Annotated in this window: 18 protein-coding genes; 13 read left to right on the top strand and 5 right to left on the bottom strand. The window is 72.2% G+C overall.

Annotated elements, in window-relative coordinates; translation table 11 throughout:
- Window positions 1-116: 116 nt before the first annotated feature.
- The 3 genes from AC3IF1_RS19385 (at window position 117) to AC3IF1_RS19395 (ending at window position 3,307) form a co-directional block, all read left to right on the top strand.
- Window positions 117-1,526 carry a M16 family metallopeptidase gene (locus AC3IF1_RS19385; protein ID WP_489218926.1) on the top strand — a complete coding sequence of 470 codons (1,410 nt, stop codon included), beginning with the start codon at window positions 117-119 and terminating at the stop codon, window positions 1,524-1,526.
- A 107-nt stretch (window positions 1,527-1,633) separates the two neighbouring features.
- A complete protein-coding gene (locus tag AC3IF1_RS19390; protein ID WP_489218927.1) occupies window positions 1,634-2,929 on the top strand; it encodes a M16 family metallopeptidase in 1,296 nt (431 codons plus the stop codon).
- A gap of 150 nt (window positions 2,930-3,079) precedes the next feature.
- Window positions 3,080-3,307: a hypothetical protein gene (locus AC3IF1_RS19395; RefSeq protein ID WP_489218929.1), complete on the top strand. Its 228-nt coding sequence runs from the start codon at window positions 3,080-3,082 to the stop codon at window positions 3,305-3,307.
- A 373-nt stretch (window positions 3,308-3,680) separates the two neighbouring features.
- Here the strand turns inward: AC3IF1_RS19395 and AC3IF1_RS19400 are convergent, their stop codons facing one another.
- Window positions 3,681-3,995, bottom strand: a complete 315-nt coding sequence (locus tag AC3IF1_RS19400) for a HigA family addiction module antitoxin (RefSeq protein ID WP_489218931.1) — start codon at window positions 3,993-3,995, stop codon at window positions 3,681-3,683.
- Window positions 3,996-4,063: 68 nt separating this feature from the next.
- Between AC3IF1_RS19400 and AC3IF1_RS19405 the strand changes: the two genes are divergently transcribed.
- Both AC3IF1_RS19405 and AC3IF1_RS19410 read left to right on the top strand, forming a co-directional pair.
- The gene (locus tag AC3IF1_RS19405) at window positions 4,064-5,014 is read left to right on the top strand and encodes a ring-cleaving dioxygenase (protein WP_489218932.1); all 951 of its coding nucleotides are present in this window, start codon (window positions 4,064-4,066) and stop codon (window positions 5,012-5,014) included.
- Between the two features lie 274 nt (window positions 5,015-5,288).
- Window positions 5,289-6,062 carry a ferredoxin--NADP reductase gene (locus tag AC3IF1_RS19410; protein ID WP_489218933.1) on the top strand — a complete coding sequence of 258 codons (774 nt, stop codon included), beginning with the start codon at window positions 5,289-5,291 and terminating at the stop codon, window positions 6,060-6,062.
- 158 nt (window positions 6,063-6,220) lie between these two features.
- Here the strand turns inward: AC3IF1_RS19410 and AC3IF1_RS19415 are convergent, their stop codons facing one another.
- Window positions 6,221-9,667 (bottom strand): hypothetical protein, encoded by a 3,447-nt coding sequence (locus tag AC3IF1_RS19415; protein ID WP_489218934.1) that lies wholly within the window; start codon window positions 9,665-9,667, stop codon window positions 6,221-6,223.
- Between the two features lie 183 nt (window positions 9,668-9,850).
- On the opposite strand from AC3IF1_RS19415, the gene AC3IF1_RS19420 reads away from it, so the two are divergent.
- The 8 genes from AC3IF1_RS19420 to AC3IF1_RS19455 all read left to right on the top strand — a co-directional run bounded on the left by AC3IF1_RS19420 (window position 9,851) and on the right by AC3IF1_RS19455 (window position 16,663).
- Complete coding sequence (locus tag AC3IF1_RS19420) at window positions 9,851-10,318, top strand: peroxiredoxin (protein ID WP_489218936.1); 468 nt, start codon at window positions 9,851-9,853, stop codon at window positions 10,316-10,318.
- A gap of 75 nt (window positions 10,319-10,393) precedes the next feature.
- Window positions 10,394-11,626 (top strand): M23 family metallopeptidase, encoded by a 1,233-nt coding sequence (locus AC3IF1_RS19425; RefSeq protein WP_489218937.1) that lies wholly within the window; start codon window positions 10,394-10,396, stop codon window positions 11,624-11,626.
- Window positions 11,627-11,683: 57 nt separating this feature from the next.
- Window positions 11,684-12,244: a Uma2 family endonuclease gene (locus tag AC3IF1_RS19430; protein ID WP_489218938.1), complete on the top strand. Its 561-nt coding sequence runs from the start codon at window positions 11,684-11,686 to the stop codon at window positions 12,242-12,244.
- Between the two features lie 61 nt (window positions 12,245-12,305).
- Window positions 12,306-12,869 (top strand): Uma2 family endonuclease, encoded by a 564-nt coding sequence (locus AC3IF1_RS19435; protein ID WP_489218939.1) that lies wholly within the window; start codon window positions 12,306-12,308, stop codon window positions 12,867-12,869.
- A 58-nt stretch (window positions 12,870-12,927) separates the two neighbouring features.
- Entirely contained in the window at window positions 12,928-13,269 is a 342-nt protein-coding gene (locus AC3IF1_RS19440; protein WP_243969566.1) for a hypothetical protein, read from the top strand.
- 136 nt (window positions 13,270-13,405) lie between these two features.
- Complete coding sequence (locus tag AC3IF1_RS19445; RefSeq protein ID WP_489218940.1) at window positions 13,406-14,257, top strand: DUF1206 domain-containing protein; 852 nt, start codon at window positions 13,406-13,408, stop codon at window positions 14,255-14,257.
- 100 nt (window positions 14,258-14,357) lie between these two features.
- Window positions 14,358-14,540 (top strand): hypothetical protein, encoded by a 183-nt coding sequence (locus AC3IF1_RS19450; protein WP_243969562.1) that lies wholly within the window; start codon window positions 14,358-14,360, stop codon window positions 14,538-14,540.
- Window positions 14,541-14,653: 113 nt separating this feature from the next.
- Window positions 14,654-16,663, top strand: coding sequence for an SDR family NAD(P)-dependent oxidoreductase (locus AC3IF1_RS19455; protein ID WP_489218942.1), 2,010 nt, complete (start codon window positions 14,654-14,656; stop codon window positions 16,661-16,663).
- A gap of 419 nt (window positions 16,664-17,082) precedes the next feature.
- Here the strand turns inward: AC3IF1_RS19455 and AC3IF1_RS19460 are convergent, their stop codons facing one another.
- From AC3IF1_RS19460 to AC3IF1_RS19470, 3 genes are all read right to left on the bottom strand, one after another.
- Window positions 17,083-18,003 (bottom strand): NAD-dependent epimerase/dehydratase family protein, encoded by a 921-nt coding sequence (locus AC3IF1_RS19460; protein WP_489218944.1) that lies wholly within the window; start codon window positions 18,001-18,003, stop codon window positions 17,083-17,085.
- Entirely contained in the window at window positions 18,000-19,037 is a 1,038-nt protein-coding gene (locus AC3IF1_RS19465) for an MraY family glycosyltransferase (RefSeq protein WP_489218946.1), read from the bottom strand. The genes AC3IF1_RS19460 and AC3IF1_RS19465 overlap by 4 nt, the downstream gene beginning before the upstream one ends.
- A 290-nt stretch (window positions 19,038-19,327) precedes the next feature.
- The gene (locus tag AC3IF1_RS19470) at window positions 19,328-21,361 is read right to left on the bottom strand and encodes a protein meaA (protein ID WP_243969550.1); all 2,034 of its coding nucleotides are present in this window, start codon (window positions 21,359-21,361) and stop codon (window positions 19,328-19,330) included.
- Window positions 21,362-21,697 lie beyond the last annotated feature (336 nt).

A 21,697-nucleotide genomic window follows, 5' to 3' on the forward strand; every position in this document is an offset into this window, starting at 1 on the left:
TGGCAACATGTGGTGTTTGCCCCGGTGCGGTTCTTGCCCGCCGGAGGCCAGGACGGTCCCGACCCGCGCGCATCCCGAGCGGTGGCGCACGGCGGGGCCGGCAGAAGGAAAGCGGAATGCACCTGTTCAGGACGGCGACGCCCCCCCTCTTCCCGCTGCGTCCGGGCTCGCCCTTCGGCGCCAGCGCCGGCCGGGGCGAGGCCGCGCCGTTCGGGCGTTCCGAGGCGGGCGGACCGGAGGTCACGGCCTTCACCCTCGACAACGGCCTCGACGTGGTGGTCGTGCCCGATCACCGGGCCCCCGTCGCCACCCACATGATCTGGTACCGCAACGGCTCGGCCGACGATCCGCTGGGCCAGTCGGGCATCGCCCACTTCCTCGAGCACCTGATGTTCAAGGGCACCGAGACGCACCCGGTCGGCGCCTTCTCGAAGGCGGTGTCGGGCCTCGGCGGCCAGGAGAACGCCTTCACCAGCTACGACTACACCGCCTATTTCCAGCGGGTCGCCCGGGACCATCTCGGCACCATGATGGAATTCGAGGCCGACCGCATGAGCGGCCTCGTCCTCGACGACGCCGTCGTCGCCCCCGAGCGCGACGTGGTGCTGGAGGAGCGGCGCATGCGGGTCGAGACCGACCCCTCCGCCCAGCTCTCCGAGGCGATGGCGGCCGGCCTGTTCGTGCACCACCCCTACGGCATCCCGATCATCGGCTGGATGCACGAGATCGAGGGGCTGAACCGCGAGCACGCGCTGGCCTATTACAAGCGCTTCTATACCCCCGAGAACGCCATCCTGGTGGTGGCCGGCGACGTCACCCCGGACGAGGTCCGGCGGCTCGCGGAGACCACCTACGGCCGCGTCACGCCCCAGGGTGCCCGGCCCGAGCGCCTGCGCCCCCGGGAGCCGGAGCCGAAGGCGCTCCGCCGGGTCGCGGTCGCCGACCCGAAGGTCGAGCAGCCGACCCTGCAGCGGCTCTACCTGACGCCCTCCTGCATCACCGCCCGCGACGGCGGCTGCCACGACCTCGAACTGCTCGCCGAGGTGCTGGGCGGCGGCTCGACCTCCTATCTCTACCGCAAGCTGGTCCTGGAGACCGGCCTCGCGGTCAATGCCGGCGCCTGGTACATGGGCTCGGCGATCGACGACACCCGCTTCTCCGTCTACGCGATCCCCGCCGAGGGCGTGCCCCTGGAGAAGCTGGAGGAGGCCGTGGACAAGGTCCTGCGCCGCGCCCCCGCGGAGGCCCTGGACGCCGAGGCGATCGAGCGCGCCAAGACCCGCCTCGTGGCCGAGACCGTCTACTCGTCGGACAGCCAGTCGTCGCTCGCCCGGATCTACGGCTCGGCCCTGGCGATCGGCGAGACGATCGAGGAGGTCCGCCGCTGGCCGACCGACATCGAGGCGGTGACGCAGGATCGCCTCAAGACCACCGCCGAGCGCTGGCTGATGCCGGCGCGCTCGGTCACCGGCTACCTGACCAAGGCGCAGGATCCCGACGCCCCGGTGGCGATGGCCGCCGAGTAACCCCGCGCGCGGCCCCGTCCGCCCACCGCCGGGCGGTGTCGGGGCGCGCACCGAACGGGAGCCTTGGCCCGCTCCGCCGCCGCCCGAGACAGAGACAAGAGGTTCCCATGAGCTTGACCGAGACCTTGGTCGAGACCGTCGCCCCCGCCGCCAACTCGCCCACCACGGCGCTGCCGGTCGCCACCGCCGCCGGCGTCGAGGCGTGGCACGTCGAATCCCCCGTGGTGCCGATGATCGCCCTCGCCTTCACCTTCGAGGGCGGTGCCGCGCAGGACCCGGCCGGCAAGGCCGGCTGTGCGCAGATGCTGGCGCGGCTCCTCGACGAGGGGGCGGGCGACCTGACCTCCGACATGTTCCAGGAGCGGCTCGCCGCCCGGGCGATCGAATTGTCGTTCCATGCCGGGCCTGACGCGGTCGGCGGCTCCCTCAAGATGCTGGTCAAGCACGCCGACGAGGCCATCGGGCTCCTCGCCTTGGCGCTCGCCAAGCCGCGCCTCGATCCGGACGCCGTCGAGCGCGTCCGCGGCCAGGTCATCGCGGGCCTGCGCTACCAGCAGAACGATCCGGGTGTCCTGGCCTCGCGCCGGTTCTTCCAGGAGGCGTTCGCCGGCCATGCCTATGCCCACCCCTCCTCGGGCACGGTGGAGAGCATCGCCACGATCACCCGGGACGACCTCCTGGCGATGCATGCCCGCATCATCGGGCGCGGCCGGGTGAAGGTGGCGGCCGTGGGCGCCATCGGCGCCGAGCAACTCGCCGAGGGCCTGAACCGCGCCTTCGGGTCCCTGCCGGAGGCCGGGGCGCTCAAGGCGGTCCCGCGCACGGAGGTGCAGGGTCTCGGCCAGCGGATCGTGGTCGATCTCGACGTGCCGCAATCGGTGATCCGCTTCGGCATGGCCGGCGTGCCCTGGCGCGATCCGGACTTCATCCCGGCCTACGTGCTGAACCACATTCTGGGCGGGGGGGTGTTCACCTCGCGCCTGTTCCAGGAGGTGCGGGAGAAGCGCGGGCTGGCCTACTCGGTGGGGACCTCGCTGGTCAGCCACCGGTCGGCCTCGATGACCTGGGGCTACACCGCCACCAAGAACGAGCGCGTGGGCGAGGCGCTGTCGGTGATCGGCGACGAGATCGGCCGGCTGATCACGGACGGGCCGGACGACGACGAGCTGCAGAAGGCCAAGGACTATCTCACCGGCTCCTACGCGCTCGGCTTCGACACCTCGACCAAGATCGCCCACCAACTGGTGCAGATCGCCTTCGAGGAGCTGGGCATGGACTACATCGCCCGCCGCAACGCCCTGGTGGCGGCGGTGACCCAGGCCGACATCCGCCGCGCCGCCGCCCGCACCTTCGCGGACGGGAAGATGCTGGTGGTCGCCGCGGGACGGCCGGTCGGGCTCTGATAGCCTGTTCGACGGGCGCGCGCGGTTCGCTCCCGTGATGGTTTCGAAAGGTCGAGACCTTTCGCGGGTCCAGGGCGGAGCCCTGGAGATTATCTCGGGTCGAACAGGCTGTCGCTTTTCTCGAGCGGCGGTTGAGGCAATGGTGGACGCATGACCGAGCTTCTTGACCGAGCCGTGCAGACCGCCCGCGCGCTGTCCCCCGAGATGCAGGACGAGATCGCTCGGCTCGTGCTGGCCTATGCGGGCCGGGACGAGGCCGTGATCGAACTCACGGCTGATGAAATCACCGATCTAATCGAGGCGCAGGCCGAGAGGATGCGCGGGGACTTCGCGACGGAGGCCGAAGTCGAGGCCGTCCTGTCCAAATATCGCCTTTGAAGCTTCGCCTTCAGCGGCGTGCCCTGCAGCAGATCGACCGCGCCCTAAGCCACATCGCGGCGCAATCCCCGCAGGGCGCAGCCAAGGTCGAGGTTCGGCTGACAGCCCTCATCGCAGTCGTGCGCGATCATCCTCATATCGGCGCGCGGACGTCGATCCCGGAGTTCGGCGCATCTTCCTGACACCCTATCCCTACCACATCGACTATTTCATGGGCGACGATGAGGTCGTCGTGCAGCGGTTTCGCCACGCGGCCCGCAAGCCGTTATCCGGCATGGGCGGGCCATGACGACCGAAGCCAGGATGTCGATTCGCTAGGCGCAACAGCCTTTTCCGGGCTCTGACGAACCGCGGCAGTCCTGTGTTGCTATTCTTAAGCCGCCTCGCTCGCCAGGGGAGCGATCCGCTCGATCTCCGGCCCGAGTGTGCGGCTCAGCGTCTCGAGCTCGAACTGGCGTTGCAGGTTGAGCCAGAACTCCGCGCTCGTTCCGAAAAAGCGGCCCAGGCGCAGCGCCGTGTCGGTGGAGACCCCGATCTGCTCGGCGGCGATCCGCTCGATCCGCGTGCGCGGAACGTGGCAGGCGCGCGCGACCAACCCAGCGGACAATCCCGAGGGAATCAGGAAATCCTCGCGCAGAACCTCGCCGGGATGCAGCGGCGGCAGGACGGCATCGGTTTCGTACATCATGGCCCCGCCCTCGCAACGCCGGCTCCGATCCCCACCTGAGGCCGATCGGCCTGAACCCCCGGACCCCCATGCAGCTCACCGGCATCCACCACCTCACCGCGGTGACCGCCCGCGCGGCGGAGAACGTCGCGTTCTACACCGGCGTGCTGGGGCTGCGCCTCGTCAAGAAGACGGTGAACCAGGACGACGTCTCGGCCTACCACCTGTTCTACGCGGACGGGCTGGCGAGCCCCGGCACCGACATCACCTTCTTCGACTGGCCGGCGCCCCGGGAGCAGCGCGGCTCGAACAGCATCACCCGGACGCATCTGCGCGTCCCGGGGGAGGCCGCCGTGGCCTGGTGGCACGCGCGCCTGCGCGAGGCCGGGATCGTAGAGGCCGAGCCCGTCCCGCGCGACGGGCGCCTCACCGTCGATTTCGAGGACCCGGAGGGCCAGCGCCTCGCCCTCGTGGACGATGGCGGGACGGGCCCCGAGCATCCCTGGGACGGCTCGCCGGTGCCGGCCGCCTACCAGATCCGCGGCCTCGGGCCGATCCGGCTCTCGGTGCCGGATCCCGGGCGCACTGCGGCGGTGCTGACCGCGGTGCTGGGCATGCGCCGGGACCGGGCGTTCCAGACGCCGGACGGGCCCGTCGCGGTCTACGCCATGGGACCCGGCGGCCCGGCCGCCGAGATCCAGCTCCTGGCCGATCCGTCCGCGCCGAGCCGGCAGGGGGCGGGGGCGGTGCATCACGTCGCCTTCCGCATCCCGGACGCGGATTACGGAGCCTGGGCCGACCGGCTCAAGGCGGCCCGGGTGCCGACCAGCGGACCCGTGGACCGCTATTACTTCCGCAGCCTCTACTTCCGCGAGCCCAACGGCATCCTGTTCGAGATCGCCACCGACGGGCCCGGCTTCACCGCCGACGAGCCCCTGGAGACCCTGGGCGAGCGCCTTGCCCTGCCGCCGTTCCTGGAGCCACGCCGGGCCGAGATCGAGGCCGGGCTGAAGCCCCTCCGGCCCGGAACCATCGGCTGACCGCCGCCCCGCCCGGCGACAACCCTGCCATGTCCGGGACGGCGCTGCGGACGGCGCCGGGGAGGCTCAATATTCGAACGATTCCAGGCCGTTCACTTCTTCCGCGGGTGTGATCCCAGCGCGCCTTGACGGGCGTGCTGCAACTGCGAAAGAAGCAGCGCCTGTATATCCATCATCCGAATCCGGATGGTTCGGCGGGGATCCGCCGAACCATAAGACCCGGATCGTCGGGACCGTGTGCCGAGCATCAGAGGATTCGAGGACTGATCCGTCGATGAGCAAGTTCTACGAGGAGCGCGTGCTGTCGGTGCACCACTGGACCGACAACCTGTTCTCGTTCCGCACCACGCGGGACCCGGCGTTCCGGTTCCGCAACGGCGAATTCACGATGATCGGCCTGGAGGTCGAGGGGCGGCCGCTGCTGCGCGCCTACTCGGTGGTCTCGGCCAATTACGAGGAGGAACTGGAGTTCTTCTCGATCAAGGTCCAGGACGGCCCCCTGACCTCGAAGCTCCAGCATCTCAAGGTCGGCGATCCGATCATCGTCGGCAAGAAGCCCACCGGCACCCTGGTGCTCGACAATCTCCTGCCCGGCCGGCACCTCTACCTGCTCGGCACCGGCACGGGGCTCGCCCCGTTCCTGTCGATCATCAAGGACCCGGAGACCTACGACCGGTTCGAGAAGGTCGTGCTGGTCCATGGCTGCCGGCAGGTCCAGGAACTCGCCTACGGCGAGACCATCACCGAGTCCCTGCCCAAGCACGAGTTCCTGGGCGAGATGATCTCGAACCAGCTGATCTACTACCCGACCGTGACCCGCGAGCCGTTCCGCAACCGCGGCCGGATCACCGATCTGATGGTCTCGGGCAAGCTCTTTTCCGACATTGGCCTGCCGGCGATGTCGGTCGAGGCCGACCGCTTCATGCTCTGCGGCTCGCCGGACATGATCCGCGACACCCGCGAGCTGCTCTCGGGCGGCGGCTACGAGGAAGGCAACCATGGCGAGGGCGGCCACTACGTGATCGAGAAGGCCTTCGTCGAGAAGTAGTCTTTTGCGACGTCGCGTTCAGCCCGGTGCGGTTCGCCGCGCCGGGCTTTTTGCTGCACGCGATAGACCGGCGCCAGGGCCGGGGGCGCCGGCGGGTGCGCCAATCGTTTCAGGCGCAGTCTCCCCCGAAAGCCGGCGAGGACTTTCCAGGGCGAAGCCTATTGCGCCACCGTCGGCATCCCGTCCGCGAACGGGCCGCCGCCGGCGCTGAACAGCTTGCGGAGGAAGCCCGGGGCGATGGCCGAGAGCGGGTTCACGCTCACGTCCGGCGTGGCGAGCTTGCCGGAGACGCGGAAATTGACCGCGAACAGGCCCTCGTTGTGCCCGCCCCCGAGCAGCGGCCCGAGCAGGGGCAATTGCGAGGCGACGTTGTTGAGCCCGTAGAGCGGCACGAAGGTGCCGGTTATGTCGGTGCGCTCGCGGCTGGTATCGAGCCAGCCCGACAGGGTGAAGCCCATGGCGGCGTTCGAGATCGCCGCGTCGCTGAAATCGACCCGGCTGCCGCTGCGCACGAAGTTGGCCCGCATCCGGTCGAAGGTGACGTCGCTCGCCCCCCGGCCCGGGGCGATCCGGCGCCCCCGGGCGGCGTCGGTATCGGCCGGTTCCGGCCCCTGCGCCATGATGCTCGACAGGGCGGGCTCGTTGCGCAGGATAAAGTCGCGGATCTGAACGACGCCCGCCTGCGGGCCGTCATTCAGGCCGATCCCGGCATTGAGCCGGCCGCCATACATCCGCCGGTAGACGTCGACGAAGCGCAGGGTCGCACCGGCATCGGCCGAATCCACCGCGAGTGTCGGCACGCCGCGCTCGCCCCGGGCGACGGAGGCGGCGAACGGCGCCGCGCGGAAGCGCCCGGTGATGGTGGCGGCCCGCAGGGTCTTGCCGTGCAGCGACAGCCGCAGGTTGGCGCCGGTCAGCGCCTCGTCGTTGAAGCCCGTGACGATCGGCACCTGGATGTCGGCGTCGATATCCTTCGGGTTCGTATCCTTCGCTTCCTTGCCGCCCTTGCCGTCCGGTCCGCCGAGGGACTTCAGGAACGGCCGGGCATCCACCACCGCGCCCCGGACCACGACCTTGTAGCCGCCGCCGGTCCGGTCGAGGCTGACCCGCAGGTCGTCGCCGGGCGACAGCTTGACGTTCGTCAGCTCCGCCCGCTCCAGGCCGCCCTCCGGGCTGATCGCGACGGTGCCGCGGGCGGAGGCCGGGGCCGCGTCAAAGGCGAAGTCGCGCAGGTCGAGGCCCTGGCCGCTATCCACGAGGGTGAAGGTCAGCCGTCCCGGCTTGCCCGCCGGCTTCGTCAGCCCCGGCAGCAGCCCGTCGATCCCGACCTTGGCGAGATCGGCCTCGACCCTGATCGGCGGCTTGCCCGTCCCGGGCCGGCCGATCGGCACGACCGCGCGGACCGGGATCGTGCCGGTGAGCTGCGGCGCCGTCGGCAGGCCCTTGCGGCCCCGGACGGCGTCGTCGAGCGACAGGTTGACCACCGCCTCGCCCGGCTGGCCGACCTTCGGCTGGCGCAGCTCGACCGAGACGGGGGCGCCCGCCACCCGGCCATCGCCCTTCAAGCTGAAGGCGCCGCGATCATACGACAGGGAGAACCGGCCCGCCTCCAGCCGGTCCTTGCCCATCACCTTGTCGACCGACAGGTCGGCCAGCGTGCCGGTCAGCGTCACCGGCAGGTCGGGCAGATCGACGATGTGCTTGAGGTCGAGGGGGAAATCGACGCGCAGGTCGGCGCTGCCCTTGATCGTGGCGGGGTCGAGATCGACGCTCATCACGCTCTTGAACAGCTTCGCCTGGAGGACGGACGCCATCCCGTCGGCGCCCCCGGAGAGCCGCATGCCGATCTGCGCCACCACCCGGTCGGGGGTGATCTGCGGGATCACGAAGCTGCCGTCCGTGATCGCCAGCCCGCGCCCGTCCGGCCCGTGGACCTCGGCGGTCACGTTGCGCACCGTCGTCGAGCGCCCGGTGATGGTTCCGACGACGTTGCCCTTGGTCACCGGCGGCGCGTCCGCGGTGACGTCGATCGCCGCGTCCGAGACGTGGAAGTCGATATGGACCGCGTCGTCCGGGGCCGGCTCGCCCCGGGTGGCGGCGGCCAGCACCGTCCCGGACATCTTCACCCGGATGTCGACGGACTCGACGCGGCCGTGCCGGAGCTGATCCACCAGGTAGGTCCGGGCCGGCGGCGCGATATGCTCCGGCCAGAGGCGCAGGCCCGTCCGGACCTCGCCGTCGCGGCCGACGATGTGGAGGTTGAGGCCGCCATCGTCCGCCGTGGTGCCGATCGTCCCGGTGATCGCCCCGGTCACCCCCGGAGCCGACAGGGTGAGCGCGTCGATGGCGATGCCGCCGTCCCGGCCCGAGAGCTGCGCGTCCATCGCCTTGATCTTCACCGGCGCGTCCTGCGGCGTCGCTCCGCGCAGGGTGGCGTCGCGGCCCGTCAGCGTCGCCGTCCAGGCCATGCCCGCGCCCGGTGGGCTGCCCGCCCACGCCCCGCTCAGGTGCACGGCGTTGCCGGCGCCCCGATAGTCCAGGCCGGTGAGCGCCATCACCCGGCCGGCCTCGTCCCAGTCCAGCGACGCGTCGAGGCTCTCGACCGTCACCGGGTTGAAGTCCTTCTCCTCGATCAGGAAGGTGCCGTCGCCGGTATGCAGCTTGGCGGTCATCGTCCGGACGCGCCCGGCCGCCAGGCTCACGTCGGCGCGGGCGGAGACCTTCAGGTCGGTGGTCAGCGGCACCTCCGACTGGCCCGAGAGCAGCAGGAGATCGGTGACCGGCAGGTCGTCGAGGGTGATGCGGCCCGAGCGCTCCTGCCCCTCGCCGCCGTCGCGCAGCGAGCCGCCGAACCGCCATTCCCCGTGCGGGCCGTCGAGCCGAAGCTCGAAATTCCGGGTGCCGTTGACCGGATCGCGCCCGAACAGGCCGTTGACCCGGGCGAACACCGCGCGCTCGTGGCCCTCCTCGTCGATCAGCCGCAGCCGCGCATCGGTGACGCGCGCCCGGTCGAGGGCGCCGACCACGCCGCTCGGATCGAGCACCACCCCGAAAATCGACGCGATGGCGGCCGAGAGCGGCGAGACGCTGCCCCGCACCCCGTCCACGCTCGGCGGGGTGACCGGCTCGATGTCGACGGGGCGGTTGGCCTCGGAGGCCGCGAAGGCGATCGAGCCGTCCCGGTGAATCAGCGCGGTGGTCTGGGTCTCGCGGAACTCGATCGCGCGCGGCTGCAGGTTGAGCCGCAGGAGACCCCACAGATCGAGGCTGACCAGCGCCAGGGGCGCGCGCACCACGAGGGCGCCCTGCGGATTGCGGATGTCGAGCCCGGAGAAGCGCAGGCTGAGGGCGTTCTCGCGGTCGAGTTCGAGGCTGCTGCCGCGGATGCCGATGCTCCAGCCCGGGCCGATCCGCTCGGCCACCGCGGCCGCAACCCGGCGCGACAGGCCGTCGATCTGCAGCGGCCCGTTCGACAGGCGCAGGGCCATCGAGCCGATCCCGGCCCCGAGGACCAGCACCAGGGCGAGCGCGCTCACGAGGCAGAAGCCCCCCACGCGCCGCGCCCTCCCCCGGGGCCTGCCTGCCGACGTCGTCTCGTCCGCCATCGGGACCCTTGTTCCGGGGACTCTGCGCGCGGGGCTCCCGGGCTCCGCGGCCGGTGGATCGAAGCGCGCCCCCGCTTTACAGCGGCGGCGACTCCGGTTTTGGCTCGGGTGTGCGCGGCGCAATCGCGTGCTGCCGGGCACGCGATCGGTTGCACACCATCATTCGGCCGAAAGGAAGGCACGATGCCGCTATCAGAGGGTGATCCGGCTCCCGATTTCGACCTGCCGGCCTCGGGCGGCGGGCGGATCGCGCTGTCCGCGCTCCGCGGTCACAAGGTCGTGCTCTACTTCTACCCGAAGGACGACACGAGCGGCTGCACCCTGGAGGCGCAGGATTTCAACGGCCTGCTGCCGGACTTCGCGGGGGCCGAGGCGAAGGTCGTCGGCGTCTCGCCGGACCCGGTGAAGAGCCACGACAAGTTCTGCGGCAAGTACGGGCTCGCGTTTCCCCTCGCCTCCGACGAGGACAAGGGCGTGCTCGCGGCCTACGGCGTCTGGGTCGAGAAGAGCATGTACGGGCGCACGTACATGGGCGTCGAGCGCACCACCGTGCTGATCGACCGCGCCGGCCGCATCGCCAGGATCTGGCCGAAGGTCAAGGTGCCGGGCCACGCCGAGGCCGTGCTGGCGGCCGCCCGGGCCCTCCCCTGACGGGTCGGAGGGGCGCGGCGCGACGGATCCTTAACCTTACGGGGGCCTCAATGGCGGATCCCGCGGGGCCGTCCGATGCTTCCTCCGAAGATCCTCCCGCCCCGCGCGCCGCTCCGGGCCCTGCCCTGGCTGGCCGCCGGCTGCGCGCTGCTCTGGGCCCTCGGCGCCTCGTATCTGATCGTGTTCCACGACGACGTGCTCGCGGGCTTCGTGGCCCGTCAGGGGGCGATGCGTGACGCCTACGAGGCGCGGATCGCCGATCTGCAGGACCGGATCGTCCGCGACCGGGACGGCCGGGACGGCACCGAGGCCGGCCTGGCGCACCGGGTCGCGGCGGCTCTGGAGCGGCAGGCCGAGCTGGAGCGGCGCATGGCGGCCCTGGCCGGTCTGGAGCGCCAGGCTCTGCCCGATCCGACCGTCACCGGCGCGCTGGCGCCGCGCCCCGATGCGGGCCTGGACTCCCGTGCGGGTCCGGAGACTGGTGCGGGCCTGGAGCCGGCCGACGATGAACCGCTCCTGCGCCCCGGCGAGGGGGCCGCGCAGCGCCGGCCCGACCGCCCCCTGCCGCGCCGCAGTGCCCTCGAGACCGAGACCGGCCTGATCCGGCTCGAGGCGCGCCTGGCGGGTGTGCAGGCGGCGCAGGGGGAGCGCCTCGCCGGCCTGGCCGCGCGGGCCGGCGACGCCGTCCGTCGGATGCGCGGCCTGATCGGCCGGACCGGTCTCGATGCCGGGCGGTTCGACGCGCCGGCCGCGGGCCTCGGCGGCCCGCTGGTCCCCCTCGACGCCGGCATCCTGGACGCGGCGGGCTTCGAGGCCGGCCTCGCCCTGGCCCGCCGGGCGCTGTTGGAGAGCGAGCGCCTGCGCCTGACGGCCGCCGCGCTGCCGCTGGCCCGGCCGATCCGGGGCGCGGCGACCGTATCGAGCCCGTTCGGCACGCGGCTCGACCCGTTCACCCGCGGCCTCGCCCTGCATACCGGGCTCGACCTGAAGGCGGAATACGGCGAACCCGCCCGCGCCACCGCCCCCGGCCGGGTGATCGCCGCGGAGGCCGCGGGCGGCTACGGCAACATGGTGGAGATCGATCACGGTCACGGCCTGACCACCCGGTTCGGCCATCTGGCCCGGATCGCGGTGCGCCCGGGGCAGCGCGTCGCCGCGGGCGACGTGGTCGGCGCCGTCGGCTCCACCGGGCGCTCCACCGGGGCGCATCTGCACTACGAGACCCGCATCGACGGCGCGCCGGTCGACCCGCAGCGCTTCCTGAATGCCGGCACGGCCCTCGCGAGCGCGCAGCGCGACGCCGACTGAATCCGTCGCCGACCGGGCCGGTCCGTGCTAGCCTCCGAGCCGGAATCGGAGGCCGTCATGGCTTTGGCTGTGAAGCGCGACGCGCGCATGAGCGTCGCCGAATACAGGCGCTGGGTGGAGCCGCGCCCGGACGAGGAGCGCTGGGAGCTGCTCGACGGCGAGCCCGTGCTCATGGCGCCCCCGAGCGCCCGGCACCAGCGGATCGTCACGAATCTGGTCAAGCATCTCGACGCCCTGGCCGAACAACGCGGTTGCGGCGCCTATCCGGGGCTGGCGATCCTCAGTGCGGCGATGGACGATTACGCGCCCTACCCGGATGTCGTGGTCCATTGCGGACCGATGCCGCCGACCGGCTTCGTCGACGATCCCCTGGTGATCGTCGAGGTGCTCTCGCCGGGGACCATGATCAACGATCGGGGGCGCAAACTCGATTTCTACGCCACCGTGCCGAGCCTGCAGTCCCTCCTCATCATCTATCAGAACGAGGCGCGGATCGAGGTCTGGCGCCGGGATGCCGGCTGGGCCATGCGGGTGGCCGCCGCGGAGGCCGTCGTGGACCTGCCGGAGCTGGGCGGAACCCTGCCGCTGGCCGAGGTCTACGCCCGGGTGGCTTTCTGAGGTGCCGCCGGTGCGGGCGCGCCGCGCCGATGCTAGTCTGAGTCCGGAACGGAGGTCGGCTATGGCTCTGGCCGCGAAGCGAGACGCGCGGATGGACGTGTCGGCGTTCCGGCTCTGGGTGGAGACCCGCCCGGAGCACGAGCGCTGGGAACTGCTCGATGGGGACCCCGTGCTCATGGCCCCGCCCCGGGAGCAGCATCAGCGCATCGTGATGAATCTAGCGGGACGCCTCGATTCGCTGGCGGAGCCGCGGGGCTGCCGCGCCCTGCCGGGCCTGGCGATCCTCAGCGCCGCGATGGACGATTTCGCGCCGATCCCCGACGTGGTCGTGCGCTGCGGGCCGCCCCTGCCGGACGGCTACGCGTCGGATCCGCTCCTCGTCGCCGAGGTGCTGTCACCCTCGACCATGAGCCTGGACCGGGGCCGCAAGATCGATTTCTACCGGACCGTGCCGGGCCTCGCGGTCCTGCTGATCGTCTATTCCGACGAGGCCCGGGTCGAGCTCTGGCGGCGGGACGCGGCGGACTGGAGCGTGACGGCGCTCGGGCTCGACGGCACCGTGACGCTGCCGGAGCTTGATGGCGCCGTGCCGGTGCGCGACATCTATCGCGGCCTCAGCGTCTGAGCCGCACCCGATCGCAACGGCCGGCTTCCCCGGCCCGCCAGAGCACCAAGGCACCGACTTGCCCCATTTCGACGATTTCTACGCGGCCAAGCTGCGCGGCTCCCTCGGTGTGACGGACGCGGACTCGGTGCTCGACCTGCGCGGCGCCAACCGGGCCACCGCCGAGGCCTCGCTCAAGGACATGCTGGAGCGCAGCCGCTTCGCCAAGGGCAAGACCGTGGCGATCCGGCTCGACCCGCCCCCCGAGGGCGGCGGCGAGACCCTGTTCCAGCCGGCCGGGCGCCTGCTCCTTGACGCGAAGCGCCGCGGCCTGATCGAGCGCCTGCAGACCCTGCCGGGTCAGGACGGGCTCGGGTTCTACGTGGCGCTCGCCGGGCGGGCCGAGCGGACGCCGCCATAGGGCATCGGCCCGGGTCCCCGTGCCGGCCATGGATCGCGTGCGCGCGGCCGGGCGTTGGCCGGTCCCGCCCCACCGGATGCCGCCCGTCGATGCCATCCCCGCCGAACGTCCGATCCGCCGCGCCCCGGGGGCCGGCATGAGCCCCCTCCCCGGCGGCCGCAACACGATCGAGCGCATCGCCCGCCTCGGCTACGGGGCCCGGGGCGTGGTCTATATCGTGGTCGGTGCCCTGGCGCTGCTGGCGGCGCTCGGGCATGGCGGGCGGGCCGGCGACAGCCAGGACGCCCTGCGTACCGTGCTGGCCGGACCCTTCGGGGCGGCGCTCGTCGGCCTGATCGCGCTGGGCCTCTCGGGCTTCGCCCTCTGGCGCCTCGTCGAGGGCATCACGGATGCCGACCGGCGCGGCACCGCGATCAAGGGCCTGGCGGTGCGCGGCGCGCACGTGGTTAGCGCCGCGCTCTATCTCGGACTCGCCGCCAGCGCCGCCTCCCTGAGCCTCGGCCTCGGCATGCGCGGCGGCGACGGCGTGCATGACGGGACGGCGTGGCTCCTGGGCAAGCCCTTCGGCCGCTGGCTCGTGGCCCTGGGTGGCCTTGCGGTCGTCGGCGGCGGCTTCGGCTTCCTCGGCAAGGCGTGGCGCGGCGACGTCACCGACCGACTCGCCCTCGACGCGCAGGCCCGGGCGCGCTGGGCCGGCCCGATCGGCCGCTTCGGCTACGCGGCGCGGGGCCTGGCTTTCCTGATCATCGGCGGGTTCCTCGTGGCAGCGGCGTGGCACCAGCGCTCCTCCGAAGCCAAGGGGCTGGCCGAGGCCTTCGCGCTGCTCCGCGCCCAGCCCTACGGCTGGATCCTGCTCGGGCTCGTGGCGGCGGGCCACGCCGCCTTCGGGGCCTTCGGGCTGATCCAGGCCCGCTACCGGCGCATCGAGGCCCCGGACATCGACCGCGTGGACGATGCCGCCGGCGCGGCGGCCCGGGCGCTGACCTGAGCCGCGTGCGCGACCCGGATTCGGCGGTTTGTCATCCGCCGCGATTGTAAACGGCCGCCCGGACCCCAAGTAAAACGGACCCTCCGCGCAATCCTGTGCCATGGGCGACGCAGCGGAGACGATGATGGCCCGAACCTTGATCACCGGTCGTGCACAGACCGTGACCACCGAAGACTTCAACGAACGCGTCCGCATCGTGCTCGTCGACAAGCTCGACCCGGTCAAGGGCCGTGTCTACCGGAAGAACTTCAAGACCGGCTTCACCGGCGCGTTCGTCAAGTAGGCGGTACCGCGGCCGCCCGGGCGGTCGCGCGTCCGTGTGGCGCGGCGCCGATGCCGCGCGTTGACAGGACCGGTGGCGCGGCGGATACCCCGCGGCACCCGATCCGGCCCCCGATGCAGCAGCGCCTCTACAAGACCGCGGTGATGGTGGCCCACGACCTCGCGGCGACCGCCGCCGCCGTGGTGCTCACCTTCCTGTTCCGCTTCCAGGGCGGGATGCTGGACGAGCGCCTGCACGCCCTGCCCCTCCTGCTGCCGCCGTTCCTGGCCTGCGCCGGGCTCGTCTACGGCCGCTTCCGGCTGTACCGGACCAAGTGGCGCTTCGCCTCCCTGCAGGATCTCGCCGGCATCGTCCGCGCCGCGAGCGTGCTGGCGCTCGCCCTGCTGGTGACCGACTGGGTCCTGGTCTCCTCCGACCTGTACGGCTTCTACTTCTTCGGCAAGATCGCGATTCTTCTGTACTGGGTCCTCCAGATCTTTCTGCTCGGGGGGACCCGCCTCGCTTTCCGGTACCTCAAGGACACCCGGTCCCGGCAATCCAGCGCCCGGGCCGCCACGGTCCCGACGCTGCTGCTCGGGCGCGGCGCCGATCTCGACGTCCTGATCCGCGCCATCGAGGCGGGCTCGGTCAGGAAGCTGGCGCCCCGGGGGATCCTCTCGCCCCGGGCGGACGAGACCGGGCAGTTCATGCGCGGCGTGCCCGTGCTCGGCGGCTTCCGGGATCTCGAACGGGTGGTGGCGGACCTGGCCGCCGGCGGCGAGCCGGTGCGGCGGCTGGTGGCCGCCCCGAGCGCCCTGGTGCCGGAGGCTGCCCCCGACGACCTCCTCGCCCGCGCCCGCCGCCTCGGCCTGCCGCTCGCCCGGGTGGTCGGGCTCGGCGAGGGCGCGCAGGGCCCCGAACTGGCGCCGCTGGAGATCGAGGATCTGCTGCTGCGTGCCACGGTCGCCATCGACCGGACGCGGCTGGAGGCGTTCCTGATCGGCCGCCGGGTGGTGGTCACCGGCGGCGGCGGCTCGATCGGCTCGGAGATCTGCCTGCGGGCCGTGGCCTTCGGGGCCGCGGCGGTGCTGGTGCTCGATTCCTCCGAGCCGGCGCTGCACGGCATCCTCACCCACCCGGCGATCCTGGCCGCCGAGGCCGCGGTGACCGGCGTGCTCGCCGATATCCGCGACCGGACGCGCACGCATGAGGTCATCGCGGCGTTCCGGCCGGACTACGTCCTGCACGCCGCCGCGCTCAAGCAGGTGCCCTACCTGGAGCGGGACTGGCAGGAGGGCATCAAGACCAACGTGTTCGGCTCGATCAACGTCGCCGAGGCCGCCGTGGCGGCGGGCGCCCGGGCGCTCGTGATGATCTCCACCGACAAGGCGATCGAGCCGGTCTCGCAGCTCGGCGTCACCAAGCGCTTCGCCGAGATGGTCGCCCAGGCGCTGGACGCGGAGCAATCCGCCCGGCCGGACCCCGCGTCCCCTCCGCCGACCCGGCTGATCGCCGTGCGCTTCGGGAACGTCCTGGGATCGGCCGGCTCGGTGGTGCCGGTGTTCAAGGCGCAGATCGCCCGGGGCGGCCCGGTCACCGTGACCCACCCCGACATGGTCCGCTACTTCATGACCGTGCGCGAGGCCTGCGACCTGGTGCTGACCGCCGCCTCCCACGCCGACACCGAGGCGCGCGCCGCGGCCGAGACCGAGCGCGCCGCGGTCTACGTGCTCAAGATGGGCCAGCCAGTGCGGATTGCCGAGCTCGCCGCGCGGATGATCCGGCTCGCCGGCTTCGAGCCCGGCGCGGAGATCGAGATCGCCTTCACAGGGGCGCGGCCGGGCGAGCGGTTGAACGAGATCCTGTTCGCCCGGGAGGAACCCCGGGTCGCCCTGCCGGGCATCGACGGGGTGATGGCGGCGCGGCCGGTCTTCGCCGACCGGGGCCGGCTCGACGGCTGGGTGGCACAGCTGCGCGACGCCGTGGCGGCGGGGGATCGGGCGGCCGCGGAGGCGGTGTTCGAGGCGGCGGTGCCGCATTTCCGCGAGCGCCACGGACAAAGGCCGCCCGGGCGTGCGACGCGTGCCGCGGTGACGATCGAGGCCGACCCGTCGGCCGGTGCGGCGCCGGCCGTGACCGGCTGATCGGGCACACGCCCGTCACGTCCGCGGGCTATGACGTCCGCGCGTCTTGCGTTGAAGGACGAGAGCGCCGCCGCCCTCCTCTCCCGTGCGGGCTACGGGATTCACAGATCGGGTTTGGGTTCATCGCCCGGTCGACGGCCATGGCAGTTCAGAACAGCCACGCACCCTCCCTCCCCCGCAGAGGGGGGAGGGAGACGCGACTGTGTCCGGCCGCTGCCCTCTAACGTCGAAGATGTGTGCATCCGGTAGCCCGCACGGGAGAGGGGATCTGCGCCCGGTCCTGAAGACCCATCCCCGATGCGTGAATCCCCTCACTCGGCGGTGCGGCGCAGGCCGCCATCGTGCACTTGGTCCGGGCTCCGATGTAGGAATACGGCTCTCCCGAAAGGGAGAACAGGCGCGACACGACAGTCCGGCGCTCAACCCCCGTCCCGCGCCAGCCGCACCAGCCCGTCCCGCGTCGGCCCGGCCGGGCGCCATCCCAGAGCCGCGAGGCCGTCGGCGCGGGCCTCCAGGCCCTCCGCCACCCGGGCGAACTGCGCCCCCCGCCCGGTCAGCCGGCAGGCCAGCCCGAGGAGCCCCGCCGGCACCGGGACCAGCCCCGGATTGCGGCCGAGGCCGGCGCGGAGCGCGGCGATCATCTCGGGAAGGCTCAGCGGATCCGGGTCGGCGGCGATCAGCGCCTGGCGCAGCGGCTCGGGCGCCCGCAGCACCGCGTCCACGGCCGCCGACAGGCTCTCCAGGGCGATCAGCGAGCGCCGCGCCGTCAGCCCCCCGAGCGGCAGCGGATAGGGGCTGCGGGCGAGCCCCAGGAGCGCGGCCATGTTGCCCTTCACGCCGGCGCCGTAGACCAGCACCGGGCGGAGCGCGACCCAGTCGAGCCCGGTCTCGGCGAGCGCCCGCTCGGCCTCCAGCTTGGAGCGGCCGTAGGCGTCGGTCGGCGCCGCGGGATCGCCCTCGCCGATCACGCCGGGCGCGCTGGCGCCGACCTGCGCGCGGATCGAGGACAGGAACACGAACCGGCGCACCTTGGCGCGCGCGGCCGCCTCCGCAAGCCGGCGTGTCGCCTCGGTGTTGAGGGTGCGGTAATCGTCCTCCGGGGCGCCCGACATCGCATGGGCGAGACCGGCCGAATGCACCACGGCGTCGACGCCGCTGAGCGCTGCCGCCATGTTGATCGGGCGCGTCAGGTCGCCGACCACCGCGCTCGCCGCGCCCTCCGGCAGGGCCGTGGGCCGGCGCAGCAGCACCCGGACCCGGTAGCCGCGGGCCGTGAGGTCGGCGAGCAGGTGGCGGCCGATGAAGCCGGTCGCCCCGGTGAGCGCGATCGATCCGGTCACGGGTGGGCGGCACCTTCGGCGGGGGCCGGCGCCGGGGCGCGGGCGAAGCGGCGGAGCAGGGACGCGACCAGGGCGAGCCCGGCTGCGAGCGCCGCGAGGGTGACCGGCCAGGACGGCCAAAACAAGGTCGCGGCGGCGAGCGCCGCCAGCGCGAGATTGACCGCGAACACCCGCCCCACCACGCCCGGAACCGTCAGGCCGTTCACGGTGGCGCGCTGGTAGTAGTGGCCGCGATGGGCCTCCCAGACCCGCTCGCCCCGGGCCGCCCGGGCGGCCAGCGTCAAAGTGGCATCGGCCACGGCGGTGAGCGGCAGCAGCAGAGCGGCCGCGAGGCCCCCCGCCAGGGCCAGATGCCAGAGCAGCCACGCGGTGACGAGCCCGACCGGCAGCGCGCCGACATCCCCGAGGAAGAGTTTCGCGACCGGCCGGTTGAACGGCGCGAAGCCGAGCATCGCCCCGAGCAGGCAGGCCGCCACGAGCGTCGGCAGCGGCGGGAGGCATCCGGTGAGCCCGAGCAGCAGCAGCGCCCCGGCCACCGGGACGGTCTCGGCGACCGTCATCCAGTCGAGCCCGTCCATGAAGTTCGACAGGTTCACGAACCAGAGCCCCGCCAGCAGCGCGAGGCCGCGTTCGAACCAAAGGGGGGCCCCGGGCAGGAGCCGCCCGTCGAGATGCCAGACCAGCAGCCCGACCGCGACCGCCTGCACGGCGAGCCGGAGGGCGGCCGGCAGCGGCCGGAGGTCGTCCACCGCACCGAGGAAAGCCAGGGCCAGGGTACAGCCTGCGAGCCAGATCCAGTCCGGCCGGCCGCCGATCTCCGGCGCGGCGATGAGCAGCCCCGAGATCGTCACGAGCGCCGTCACCACGGCGATGCCGCCGCCCTGCGGGGTCGGCATGGTGTGGCTGGAGCGGGCGTTCGGCCGCGCCAGGGCGTAGCGCCGGAGCAGCGGGAACAGGCGCAGGATCAGCCCCGCCGAGAGGGCGGCGGCCAGCGGGACGGCGAGGAGGAGGATCGTGGGCAGGGCGGACGGCATGGCGCCGTCCTACGCGATCCGCCGCGCAGCCGGGAAGGGGCGGGGTCGGGCCGCCCGCGTGGTGCGGAAGCGCGCCACCTCGGCTCCCGATGCTCGGACTGACGCGACAGCGCGCGCGGCCCCGAGCCCCTGCGCGGCGGCGGAATGGGCGAGGCTCGCGAGGGTGCCGGTCACCGCGCCGGTGCCGGCGGCCGCCTCGGCGACGTGGCGGACGATCTTCCGCGTCGCCCCCCGGCTCCGCCTTGTTCGGTGCGCGATCGAGACGCGCTTCGCCTTGCGCGTGGCCCGGTTCAGTAGACCTGCGCATCCGCCCGCGGCCGGTCGTCCCGGCGCTCCAGGCTCTTCTCCACCACCTTGGCCAGCCCGACCATGATCTGGTCGATGGCGTAGTCCTTGGGCGTGTAGACCGCGCGCACGCCCATGTTCTTCAGGACCAACTCGTCCTCGGGCGAGATGATGCCGCCGACCACCACGGGGATGTGGTCGAGCCCCGCCTCCCGCATCTGGGCCCGGACCTCGCGCACCAGTGGCACGTGGCTGCCCGACAGGATCGACAGGCCGACCACGTGGGCGCCGGTCTCCTTCGCCTTGGCGACGATCTCGGCGGGCGTCTGGCGGATGCCGTCGTAGGTGACGTCGAAGCCGACGTCCCGGGCGCGCAGCGCGATCTGCTCGGCGCCGTTCGAGTGGCCGTCGAGCCCGGGCTTGCCGACCACGAGCTTGGGCGTCTCGCCCAGGCGCTCGCCGAGATCGGCGATCAGGAGCTTGGCCTCCTCGGCGGCCCCGGCGGAGACCGTCTCCATGCTCACCCCGGTGGGCGCCCGGTACTCGCCGAAGACCTGCCGCAGGCGCTCGCCCCACTCGCCCGTGGTGACCCCGGCCTTCGCGGCCGCGATCGAGGGCGGCATGATGTTGGCGCCGGAGCGCGCCGCCTGCTCCAGGGCGTCCAGCGCCTGGCCGACGGCCCGGTCGTCGCGCTTGCTGCGCCACTCGCGGATCCGGCCCTGCGCCTCCATCTCCACCGTCTCGGAGACGGAAAAAATCGCCCCCTCCCCGGCGGTGAGCGGCGAGGGCTCGCCCTGCTGCCACTTGTTGACGCCGACCACGATCTGCTCGCCGGCCTCGATCGCCGAGATCCGCCGGGCATTCGATTCCACCAGCGCCCGCTTGAGCGCCCCGGTCTCCACCGCCGCGACCGCGCCGCCGATGCCGCCGATCCGCTCCAGTTCGGCCCGGGTCTCGGCCTTCAGAGCCTCGACCTTGGCCTCGATGACCTTCGAGCCGTCGAAGATATCGTCATATTCCAAAAGATCGGTCTCGAAGGCCAGGATCTGCTGCATGCGCATGGACCATTGCTGGTCCCAGGGGCGCGGCAGGCCGAGCGCCTCGTTCCAGGCCGGCAGCTGCACGGCCCGGGCGCGGGCGCGCTTGGACAGGGTCACGGCCAGCATCTCGATCAGGATGCGGTGGACGTTGTTCTCGGGCTGCTGTTCCGTCAGTCCGAGGCTGTTGACCTGAACGCCATACCGAAAGATGCGCTTCTTCGGGTCGTCGATACCGTAGCGTTCCTGCGCGATCTCGTCCCAGAGTTCGGCGAAGGCCCGCATCTTGCAAATCTCGGTGACGAACCGCAGCCCGGCGTTCACGAAGAACGAGATCCGCCCGAACACGTCGGAAAAACTCTTTTCGTCGAATTCGGGGTCGTCGCGCACCGTGTCGAGCACCGCGATGGCGATCGCGAGCGCGTAGGACAGCTCCTGGACCGGCGTCGCCCCCGCCTCCTGCAGGTGGTAGGAGCAGACATTCATCGGGTTCCACTTCGGCACGGTCTTCGTGGTGAAGAGGATCACGTCCTTGGTGAGCCGCAGGCTCGGCGCGGGTGGGAACACGTAGGTGCCGCGCGACAGGTATTCCTTGATGATGTCGTTCTGGGTCGTGCCCTGGAGGGCGTCGAACGGCGCGCCCTGCTCCTCGGCCACCGCCAGGTAGAGCGCCAGCAGCCACGGGGCCGTGGCGTTGATGGTCATCGAGGTGTTCATCTGGGCGAGCGGGATGTCCTGGAACAGGGTCCGCATGTCGCCGAGATGCGCGATCGAGACGCCGACCTTGCCGACCTCGCCGCGCGCCAATTCGTGGTCGGGATCGTAGCCGGTCTGGGTCGGCAGGTCGAAGGCCACCGACAGGCCGGTCTGGCCCTTGGCGAGATTGCCCCGATAGAGCGCGTTGGATTCGGCCGCGTTGGAATGGCCCGCATAGGTGCGGATGATCCAGGGCTTGTCGCGGCTCGACTTGTCGCTCTTGGTCTCCGCGACGTTCGCGCCCATCCCTCGCCTCCATATGATCTTATGTCCGCGCGCGGGGCGCGGTCTTGCGGCCACCGTAGCGAAGCCTTGGCGACGCGTCATCCGGGACAGACGTGCAAGTCGCTCCCGCGGGTCCCGGCCGGCCTTTAAAAAACTTGCCCGCCCGGACAGCCTGATTTGAGGGCCCTCTTCGGTCTTCGATCCGTCTAGGGCCGGGCAGTCGGTCCCGATACGCGAGCCGGCGGCGCGCGAAGGCTGGAATCACCCCGTTGGGCGATCGTCCACCCCCGATCCCGGGGCGGAGGATCGATCGCTGGTATAAAGTCCACCCGATCTTCGGTTCCTGGGCGGCGCAAG

The organism is Methylobacterium sp. E-012, assembly GCF_057836545.1.

Coding starts and splice junctions, on each gene's coding strand:
- AC3IF1_RS19385 (WP_489218926.1), top strand. CDS start 117: ATGCACCTGTTCAGGACGGCGACGCCCCCCCTCTTCCCGCTGCGTCCG.
- AC3IF1_RS19390 (WP_489218927.1), top strand. CDS start 1,634: ATGAGCTTGACCGAGACCTTGGTCGAGACCGTCGCCCCCGCCGCCAAC.
- AC3IF1_RS19395 (WP_489218929.1), top strand. CDS start 3,080: ATGACCGAGCTTCTTGACCGAGCCGTGCAGACCGCCCGCGCGCTGTCC.
- AC3IF1_RS19400 (WP_489218931.1), bottom strand. CDS start 3,995: ATGATGTACGAAACCGATGCCGTCCTGCCGCCGCTGCATCCCGGCGAG.
- AC3IF1_RS19405 (WP_489218932.1), top strand. CDS start 4,064: ATGCAGCTCACCGGCATCCACCACCTCACCGCGGTGACCGCCCGCGCG.
- AC3IF1_RS19410 (WP_489218933.1), top strand. CDS start 5,289: ATGAGCAAGTTCTACGAGGAGCGCGTGCTGTCGGTGCACCACTGGACC.
- AC3IF1_RS19415 (WP_489218934.1), bottom strand. CDS start 9,667: ATGGCGGACGAGACGACGTCGGCAGGCAGGCCCCGGGGGAGGGCGCGG.
- AC3IF1_RS19420 (WP_489218936.1), top strand. CDS start 9,851: ATGCCGCTATCAGAGGGTGATCCGGCTCCCGATTTCGACCTGCCGGCC.
- AC3IF1_RS19425 (WP_489218937.1), top strand. CDS start 10,394: ATGCTTCCTCCGAAGATCCTCCCGCCCCGCGCGCCGCTCCGGGCCCTG.
- AC3IF1_RS19430 (WP_489218938.1), top strand. CDS start 11,684: ATGGCTTTGGCTGTGAAGCGCGACGCGCGCATGAGCGTCGCCGAATAC.
- AC3IF1_RS19435 (WP_489218939.1), top strand. CDS start 12,306: ATGGCTCTGGCCGCGAAGCGAGACGCGCGGATGGACGTGTCGGCGTTC.
- AC3IF1_RS19445 (WP_489218940.1), top strand. CDS start 13,406: ATGAGCCCCCTCCCCGGCGGCCGCAACACGATCGAGCGCATCGCCCGC.
- AC3IF1_RS19450 (WP_243969562.1), top strand. CDS start 14,358: ATGGGCGACGCAGCGGAGACGATGATGGCCCGAACCTTGATCACCGGT.
- AC3IF1_RS19455 (WP_489218942.1), top strand. CDS start 14,654: ATGCAGCAGCGCCTCTACAAGACCGCGGTGATGGTGGCCCACGACCTC.
- AC3IF1_RS19465 (WP_489218946.1), bottom strand. CDS start 19,037: ATGCCGTCCGCCCTGCCCACGATCCTCCTCCTCGCCGTCCCGCTGGCC.
- AC3IF1_RS19470 (WP_243969550.1), bottom strand. CDS start 21,361: ATGGGCGCGAACGTCGCGGAGACCAAGAGCGACAAGTCGAGCCGCGAC.